Source organism: Streptomyces sp. SID3343, from assembly GCF_009865215.1.
Taxonomy (GTDB): Bacteria; Actinomycetota; Actinomycetes; order Streptomycetales; family Streptomycetaceae; genus Embleya.
In genome coordinates this window covers 1-4,713 of record NZ_WWJX01001337.1, presented here as the reverse complement: position 1 = coordinate 4,713, position 4,713 = coordinate 1, and the positions used below count along the sequence as shown (strand labels likewise).

The 4,713-nt window shown below is 70.0% G+C and carries 4 protein-coding genes; 2 read left to right on the top strand and 2 right to left on the bottom strand.

Annotation, left to right across the window (positions count from 1 at the left end; translation table 11 throughout):
* Nucleotides 1-196 (bottom strand): helix-turn-helix domain-containing protein (locus tag GT354_RS42460; protein ID WP_161356922.1); only part of this gene is annotated, 196 nt, incomplete at its 3' end.
* Between the two features lie 131 nt (nucleotides 197-327).
* Entirely contained in the window at nucleotides 328-1,182 is an 855-nt protein-coding gene (locus GT354_RS42455; protein ID WP_161362178.1) for an ADP-ribosylglycohydrolase family protein, read from the bottom strand.
* A gap of 544 nt (nucleotides 1,183-1,726) precedes the next feature.
* Between GT354_RS42455 and GT354_RS42450 the strand changes: the two genes are divergently transcribed.
* A complete protein-coding gene (locus GT354_RS42450; protein ID WP_346012430.1) occupies nucleotides 1,727-3,895 on the top strand; it encodes an EAL domain-containing protein in 2,169 nt (722 codons plus the stop codon).
* Between the two features lie 121 nt (nucleotides 3,896-4,016).
* On the top strand, nucleotides 4,017-4,343 hold the full coding sequence (locus tag GT354_RS42445; protein ID WP_161362176.1) for a hypothetical protein: 327 nt from the start codon (nucleotides 4,017-4,019) through the stop codon (nucleotides 4,341-4,343).
* Nucleotides 4,344-4,713: the final 370 nt, after the last annotated feature.

Genomic DNA, 4,713 nt, shown 5'->3' with positions numbered 1-4,713 from the left:
GCGCCGCTGCCTTGTTCTTCCCGGATGCCTGCCGGCCGTAGAGCCATCGCTTGCCGGTACGGCGATTGATGCCCACGATCCGGCAGGCTTCCGTGTTGCTTATCCCAAGATCCACGAGCCGAAGGTATTCCGCCCGCTCACCGACCAGTTTCCTCGGGCCCTGGGGCCGCCGATCCGCACGAACCTCGAAGTCCATCGCACCCCCTGAACTGGGGTGTTGCGACGACCACTAGAACCTAAGGTCCGCCGGGGGCCTTTCGTATGCCCGAGAACAACCCGCCCCGACCCGCGCGCCACGCCGCCAAGCCGCGCCAAGCCGGCCCGACCTCACCCGAACCGCGCCACCAACCGCGCGTCGAGCCCCGCCAGGTACTCCCGCCCGAAGGCGCCGTTCTCCAGCCCCTCCACCAGTACATCCGGCAGATCCGCCGCGTACTCCGCGCAGCGGCTCGCCGCCGCCAGCGCGATCGTCGCCACCGTGTCCACGTCACCGGTGTACGCCACACACGAACGCAGCAGCTCCGCCATGCTCGTGTGCGCGGCCAGCGCCGTGACCGCGGCTCGCGTGCTGTCCATACCCGGAGAGCCCACCTTGCCGAGCCACCGCTGCCGCCAGATCGCCGGCTCCGTGGACGCGGGGAGGTTCGTCGCGAGCCACTCCGGCAGTTCCGCGACCGGGCCCAGGCCGTACCGGCAGTAGTGCACCGACAGGGCGGCGGCCGTCGCCGACGTCATCCCGCCCAGGGTCCGGTGGGTGACGCGCGCCTGGAGCGCCGCCGTGCGCCGAACGTCGGCGATGTCGGGCAACAGGCCGATCACGCCCGCTCGCATGGCCGCGCCGCTCTTGTCGCTCTCGGGGCGCAACACCGCGATCAGCTCGCTTCCGTCGGTCACGGATTCGAGTACGCCCCGAAACCCCCGCGCGTAACCGGCGCGCGGATCGCGCTTGTACGCCCCGACGAACAGATCGGCCAGCGCCGGGATTCCGCGATCGTCGCCCAGCAGCCATTCGGCAACTGCGATGCTCATCTGCGTGTCGTCCGTGTATCGGCCGGGCAGGACGTCACGATGGCGAGGATGCTGTACAAAACCGGCGAGGGTGTTGCCCCGCGACACGAACGGGCGATCCGCGTACTCGAAGCCGGCTCCGTACGCATCGCCGACCGCAAGTTCGACCAACACGCCAACCACTTCCCCCACTCGAATGGTGCACCGTCCACCGATTGCAGCAGCGCCCCACCTCGCAGTCGCGAGCCGAAAGAGCGTACCGTTACCCGGGGCAGCAACCTGATGGTCAGTCAGCCCTAGTGTCGACAGTCCTGTGCGCGCCGGAGTACGGGGGCGTACACCGCATATCGGTACGGACCCGCGCGCACCACCTGTCCCTCTCCGGAGTGATGCTCCTCGCGCCGTGTCCAACTGCGAGACGTTTCCGCGCCGCGGCGGATACCGTCAACGATGATCACGCGATCGTCGGGGCGTACCGGAAGTACCAACCGGCTCGTCCGAACGGGTGATAACGGGTGATGTGGCTCGTTCACACGGCCGCTGGGGATTGTGGCCGGCTCGTCCGAGAGGCGACCGTACCGACATTGCGCGGTGACGGATCGCCCCCGAGGAGGAAAGGTGGGGCGGTGGATCGACCATCGTGGGCGCCGGACGCAGCGTGGGTCCGTGCGTACCGGGGGCCCGGAGTGCGCACCCGGACCACCGTGGGGGGCGCAGGGTGAGCGGCGATACGCACGCCACGGAGTCCGAGCGGCCCGAGGTGTCGCTGAGCCGATTCGCCCGGGATTGGGCCAGGACCATCGAGGGCACCAGCTTCGTTCCGCTGAGCGGCGCCGAGATCGAGTCCTATCTGCGCGAGCAGGCGCTGCTGTTGGCCCGGGCGCTGCGCACGGATCCGTTCGATCCCGCGGTCGCGCGTCAGGTCGGCGCCTCGCTCGTGGGCAAACACTTCACCGGCAGCGCCACCTTGGAGCGCACCCTCGCCCTCGTGGGCCCGTGGTGGCCGATCCTGCGCACCAAGGCGGTCGCCGGCGGCAAGGACCCCAACGAGTTCATGGAGCGCGTCACCGGGCTCGCCGGCGCGCTCGCCGGGGGCTACGCGGAGGCGCTGCGCCGGCGCACGCTGGACGAGCAGGAGGCGATCCACGCCGCCGTCCTGGTGGCTCGCGACAGCGCCGAACACGCCTTGCACACCAGCGAAGCGCGTTTTCGCGCGGTGTTCGACCAAGCCGCGCTCGGCATCGGGATCGGTGACGTGGACGGCAACGTGACCGACGTCAACCAGGCGATGACCACGATGTTCGCGGCCAGTGTCGAAGAGATGTGCAAGCGCCGGGTCAGCGACTTCATGCACTCGGGCGACACCGACCACATGTGGAACCTGTACAACGAGCTGATCACCGGCGAACGCGACCACTTCACGCTGGAGAAGCAGTTCGAGAACGCCGACGGCGAGACGCTGTGGACGCACCTGTCGCTGTCGTTGGTACGGGACGCCAAGGGCAACCCCGAGTACCAGGTGGCGATGCTGGAGGACGTCACCGATCGACACCGCCTGCACACGCGACTGCGACACCAGGCGATGCACGACCAGTTGACGGGCCTGCCCAACCGCGCGCTGTTCGTCGAACAGTTGACGAATGCCTTCGAACATCCGGGCCCCGGCGACCGCGTGGGCCTGTGCTACCTCGACCTGGACGGCTTCAAGGTCGTCAACGACAGCCTCGGCCACGACGTGGGCGACCAGTTGCTGGTCGCGGTCGCGCGCCGGCTGAGCCGCTACGCCGGCCAGGCCGGCCACCTGATGGCGCGCATGGGCGGCGACGAGTTCGTGGTCCTGGTCGAGCACTCGACCGGTACGGGCCAGGTGGTCGCGCTCGCCGAGGGTGTGTTCGCCGCGCTGCGCGAGCCGTTCCGGATCCGCGGCCACGACCTGACGGTCACCGCGAGCATCGGCATCGTCGAGCGTCCGGTGGCGGGGACCAGTCCCGCCGACACGTTGCGGGCGGCCGACATAACCCTGTACTGGGCCAAGTCCGACGGGCGCGGCCGCTGGACGGTGTTCGACACCGACCGCAACGACCGCGAGGTGGCCCGCTACACGCTGTCCGCGGAGATGCCGGCTGCCCTGCACCACGGCGAGTTCTACGTGGACTACCAGCCGTTGGTGTCGTTGGCGGACGGTGGTGTGCTGGGCGTCGAGGCGCTCGTGCGGTGGCGCCACCCGCGCAACGGCCTGGTCGGGCCCGACCGGTTCATCGGTCTGGCCGAGGAGACCGGCCTGATCGTGCCGCTCGGCATGCACGTGTTGGAACAGGCCTGCCACGAGGCGCGGCGCTGGCAGGACCTCGAACCCAAGAGCGCGCCCTTCATCAGCGTCAACCTCGCCGAACGCCAGTGCCGCGAACCGGGATTGGTCCGGCAGGTCGAGCGCGTGCTCGCGGAGACCGGGCTCGATCCGGGCCGCCTCCAGTTCGAGCTGACCGAGAGTCAGATCATGTCGACGGACGGCGGTCCGCTGGAGCGGCTGCGCGAGTTGGCGGCGATGGGGATCCGGATCGCGATCGACGACTTCGGCACGGGCTACTCCAACCTGGCGTACCTGCGCCGCCTGCCGGTCTGCGAGTTGAAGATCGCGGGTTCGTTCGTCGAAGGGCTGCGCCAACCCGGCGACTCGGATCCGGTGGACGGCCGCATCGTGGCGTCGCTGGTGGAGTTGGCGCACGCAATCGGCCTGACGGTCACGGCCGAGGGCATCGAGACGGCGGTCCAGGCGGAGCGCCTGCGCGCGATCGGCTGCGACGCCGGTCAGGGCTGGTACTTCTCCCGTCCCGGGCCGCCGGAACGCATCGAGGGCATGCTGACGGGAATCAAGGAACCCGGCTGAACCGAGCCGGATCGAGCCGGATCGAGCCGAACCGGCTTGTCGGGGGCGGCCGTTAGCGTGTTGACCGGTGGAGCCGATCCACCGTCAACCCGCTATCCGCCAGCCGCCGTGGAGGCCAGTCGTGTTCCGTCAGGGTGACATCCTGCTGTTGCCGATCACCGAGGCCGCCGTCCCCAAGACGGTGGACACCCTCCCCACCAAGCCCCGCGACGCCCGCGGCCGCCTGGTCCTGGCCCTGGGCGAAGCCACCGGCCACGCCCACGCCATCGAAGACGACGCCACCCTCTACCTCGCCCCCGACCCCATGCTGATCGGCCACCTGCGCCTGGACGTCGACACCCGCATCGTCCACGAGGAACACGCCCCGATCGCACTGCCCAAGGGGTGGTACCGGGTGATCAGGCAACGCGAGTACATCCCGGGCGCGGTACGCATGGTGGCGGACTAGGGGCCGGGCGGGGCCGCGAGGCGTGACCCCGTCACCCACGATGATGTAAAACCGCCACCCGGAACGCGAACGCAACGGGTGGTGCGGGTGGGAACAATCCCGGCCTACCCAAGACGAACCGCAGCCGCCGAAGCGCCGACCACGCAATCCCACGTGCCGCCCCCGCCCAGGAGGTTCCATGGCCACGGCCCGCAAATACCCCGGCATAGCGCTACCGCGCACACCCGCACCGCGGCCCGCTCGGACCACGGACCCCCAAGACACCCCGACGCCTCCCCCACCGGCCCCCGCCAACCCCGCCGCAGCCGCGTGGGCGGCCCATCGCGCCCACCAAGCCCGCGACACACCGGCCCCGTCATCCCAGACCCGC